At 67.0% G+C, this 3,474-nt stretch carries 5 protein-coding genes and 1 pseudogene; 1 reads left to right on the top strand and 5 read right to left on the bottom strand.

Annotation, left to right across the window (positions count from 1 at the left end):
- Both coxB and IE209_RS34145 read right to left on the bottom strand, forming a co-directional pair.
- On the bottom strand, nt 1–603 hold a 603-nt coding region (coxB, locus tag IE209_RS33500; RefSeq protein WP_229883192.1), incomplete at its 3' end, for a cytochrome c oxidase subunit II.
- A gap of 25 nt (nt 604–628) precedes the next feature.
- Nucleotides 629–868: a cytochrome c family protein gene (locus tag IE209_RS34145; RefSeq protein WP_229883191.1), complete on the bottom strand. Its 240-nt coding sequence runs from the start codon at nt 866–868 to the stop codon at nt 629–631.
- 301 nt (nt 869–1,169) lie between these two features.
- Here IE209_RS34145 and IE209_RS33490 point away from each other — a divergent pair, with 301 nt between their 5' ends.
- On the top strand, nt 1,170–1,754 hold the full coding sequence (locus IE209_RS33490; RefSeq protein ID WP_189691181.1) for a c-type cytochrome: 585 nt from the start codon (nt 1,170–1,172) through the stop codon (nt 1,752–1,754).
- On the opposite strand, the gene IE209_RS33485 is transcribed toward IE209_RS33490, so the two are convergent.
- The 3 genes and pseudogenes from IE209_RS33485 to IE209_RS33475 form a co-directional block, all read right to left on the bottom strand.
- Entirely contained in the window at nt 1,693–2,340 is a 648-nt protein-coding gene (locus tag IE209_RS33485; RefSeq protein ID WP_189691180.1) for a cytochrome b, read from the bottom strand. The two genes, IE209_RS33490 and IE209_RS33485, sit on opposite strands and share 62 nt — an antisense overlap.
- Nucleotides 2,337–3,110 (bottom strand): cytochrome c oxidase assembly protein, encoded by a 774-nt coding sequence (locus tag IE209_RS33480; RefSeq protein WP_189691179.1) that lies wholly within the window; start codon nt 3,108–3,110, stop codon nt 2,337–2,339. Before IE209_RS33480 ends, IE209_RS33485 begins: the two co-directional genes overlap by 4 nt.
- Nucleotides 3,111–3,128: 18 nt before the next feature.
- Nucleotides 3,129–3,474 (bottom strand): annotated as a pseudogene (locus IE209_RS33475) (sorbosone dehydrogenase family protein); the annotation flags it as partial.

Below are 3,474 nucleotides of genomic sequence, written 5' to 3'. Positions count from 1 at the left end.
TGCCGCAAGCCAGCGCTGCCAGTCGGCGGCCTCGTGCGCGACCACGACGAAGCCCATCAGCGAGTGCGCGCCACCGCAAAACTCCGCGCACTGCCCGCCGTATACGCCTGGCTTGTCGGCCTGCAGCTTCAGGCGGTTGGTGCGGCCCGGGATCATGTCCATCTTGCCGCCGAGCTTGGGTACCCAGAAGCTGTGGATGACGTCCTCGGAAACCATGTCGATGACGACCGGCTGGCCGACGGGTATGTGCAGTTCATTGGCATCGGCCAGCCACTCCTGCCCCGCAGGGTCCAGGTAGGACACGCGCCACCAATAGATGTTGCCAGCGATGCGCATGCGCAGCTCGTCACCCCGGACGGTCGTCAGCCCTGAGACCAGCGCCATGCTCCAGACCAGCAGAAGGAAGAGGACGCCCGCCGGTAACACAAGCCCGAGCCATCTGACGACGCGCTCGCCGCCCAACCGCGCACGCAGGCTATCGCTGCCATACAGCGCAATCCACATCGCCACGCAGACCAGCACGAAGATCAGCGCCATCAGTGCCATCAGCACCCAGGCCAGCGTCGTGACGGTGTTCGAGAACGGCCCTTGCGGGTCGAGCACGGGTGGGGGCCAGCCGCGCAGGGCGTCAGCGAGACTTGAGCTGGAGAAGGTAGGCTGTGACATCGCGGGCTTCCTGATCCGACATGGGCATGGCCGGCATCGCCGTGCCGGGCACCAACGCGGGTGCATTGCGAACGAACTGCATCAGCACGCCGGGTTGGTTGGGCAGACGGCCGGCGATGAGGCCTTGCGCGCCGAAGTTATCGAGCGAAGGCCCCAGCGCCCCCCGTGGCCATGCGACGTCGGGAAAAGCGTGGCAGGCCACGCAGCCCTTCTCCGAAACCAGGCGCAGACCGCGGGCGACATCGGCCGTGTCCAGCTTGGGCGTTCGGTCGGGCGGACCATCGCAAGCGGCGAGGCCGCATGCGGCCGCACAGAGCACCGCACGGAGGATGCACCGTCTGCTCCGCGCAAGAATTGAGTCACACTGCACTCCCATGCGTTCATCCTGCGCGTCAGCCCACCAGACCGCCCACCAACCCGTTCGACAGGCAGTGCGACCTGGTCTGGCGATGGCCATCGTTTCCGCGGTTGTCGCCTTGTTCGCCGGCGGTTGCACAGACCGCATGGCGCCCAGCAACGACCGTTATGGCCGCAGTGGGGAACTCATCGCGATGAGCGGAGGCGAAGGCGGTGCCCGCTATGCGTGTGCGGCCTGCCATGGCGCCCGCGGCGAAGGAAACGGCTTCGATGCACCCCGGCTGGCCGGCCTGCCCGCCGGCTACCTGCAAAAGCAGATGGAAGACTACGCCGCTGGCCTGCGGCCGCACACGGTGATGCGCGACGTGGCGCGCTTCCTGGACAGTGACGAGCGCGTGCTGGTGGCGAACCACTATGCCGCGCTGCCGCCGCGCGCCCTGGCGCCCGCCACCACGGAGGCGACGACGGAGCGCACGGCAGCGCTGTACGCGCGTGCCTGCCAGCAATGCCACGGTGTCGATGCCGTAGGCGCCCCGTCCGGGCCACCGTTGGCGGGCCAGCCGGCCTTCTACACGGCGCAGCAGCTGCGCGACTGGCAGCTCTCCAAGCGACGCGGCGACGGCCTTCATGAGATGCTGCGCGTGGCACAAGAACTGCAGGCGGAGGACATCAGGACTCTCGGCCTGTACTTGGCGCAGATCCCACCACGCCCGGCACCTGCGGTCCGTTGAGATCGAGCATCGACTGCAGCACCTGGTCGCGCTTGACGAGGTAATGCAGCACGGCCGCGCCGGCGTGGCCGGGAATGGCCAGCACGGTGATCCAGACGATCCAGAAGTGGGCCGTTGCGGCGCCCTGTATGAGGCTGTGCTGCAGGTGCTCCGACAACTGGTCGAACGGCAGGTTGGGAAACGGAATGAAGCCTGCAACCGACAGCGGCAGGTCCCCTGGTAGCGTGGACCACATCACCCATCCGCTGATCGGCAGCGCGAAGAAGCTGAAATAGAACCAGGCCTGGATCAGCAGGCTCGCTCGGCCGGCGAATGAGTTCGGCTCGATGTTCTCCGGCCCGCTGATCTGGCTGCGCCAGAGAAATCGCAGGGAGCCGACCGCCATGATCGTCAGCCCGAGTTCAGCATGGGCCTGGTAGCCGACATGCTTGTCCCCTCCCACTGGCAGAGTACCAAGGTACCAGCCATAGCCGAGCTGGACGATCATCATGGCGGCCATCACCCAGTGAAAGGTCACGCCGATCGGTGAGTACAGGCCGCGGCGGTTGTAGCCCTCTGCCCATTCGATGATGGAAACCAGATTCAAGTCGACTCCACGGGCACGGTGCGATCTGAGCGGTTGCCTTCGGCGCGCATCCAGCGCCAACCGATCCAGACGGCGGCACACAGGTAGCCCAGGCTGCCCGGCGCCCACATCGTCAGGCCCGCCAACTGCTGATCCTCGAGAGGCGAGACGCCCCACAACAGCGTGGACAGGAAGTGCGGCGCGTACATCGGCCGCGAGGCGAAGGTGATCAGGGCGCCCAACAAGCCCATCTGCACCGTCGTGACCAGCAGCGCGGCCAGCGCCTGGGCTGCACTGGTGCGGCGCAATGCGGTCCAGAAGAGCACAGCGCTTGCCGCGAGCGAGAACTGCATCAGAGCGTAGACCGGCACTGATGACAGCGCGGCGCCATAGGCGCTGGGGGCATGCCAGATCCAGAACAGCAGCGCAGCCACCGTAGTGCTGGTCCACACCGGTGCCGGCAAGCGGTCGAGCCGCGCGTCCATGCCGAAAGCCAGCAGCGGCGCGACTACCAGCACCAGGGCCATGTGGTGGACCACGCGCACGGTGAAGAACGCGGAGCTGAGCGCGCACAGCGGAGAGACATACAGAAGAACCACCAGGATCCACGCGGCGCGAAGGCTGCGTTTGCGCCCGCGCGAGATGCCGCCGGCCATCGTCGGATGCCACAAGACCCAGGCAAGAACGGCAAGGCCTGTGCAAAGCACGGGGTCCAGGTTCCAACGCTCAAGCCAGACGCCAGGACTCGGCGCCTCACCGCAGTAGGGTACCCAGCGTTGCGCCTCGTCCATGGCGGCTTGTTGCTGCCGCTAGCGCGCCGGCGCCACACGCCAGACGGTGTTCGACAGATCGTCGGCCACGATCACGGCGCCGCGCGGATCCACCGTCACGCCGACGGGGCGGCCCATGGTCTTTCCGTCCCGTTGGAAGCCAGTGAGAAAGTCCACCGGCGGGCCGCTCGGCCGGCCGTCCCGAAATGGCACGAAGATCACCTTGTAGCCCACCGGCACGGAGCGGTTCCAGCTCCCGTGCAAACCGACGAAGGCGCCTTCTGCAAAACGAGGGTCCGCGATGCTGGACGCAGCAAATGCGACGCCCAGCGGTGCCGAGTGCGACTGCAGCGCGTAGTCGGGCCGGACTGCCATCTTCACTTTG

The sequence above is a fragment of the Pseudorhodoferax aquiterrae genome (assembly GCF_014652235.1).
In the GTDB taxonomy this organism is placed as follows: domain Bacteria; phylum Pseudomonadota; class Gammaproteobacteria; order Burkholderiales; family Burkholderiaceae_C; genus Pseudorhodoferax; species Pseudorhodoferax aquiterrae.
This window is presented reverse-complemented; position numbering and strand designations above follow the sequence as displayed.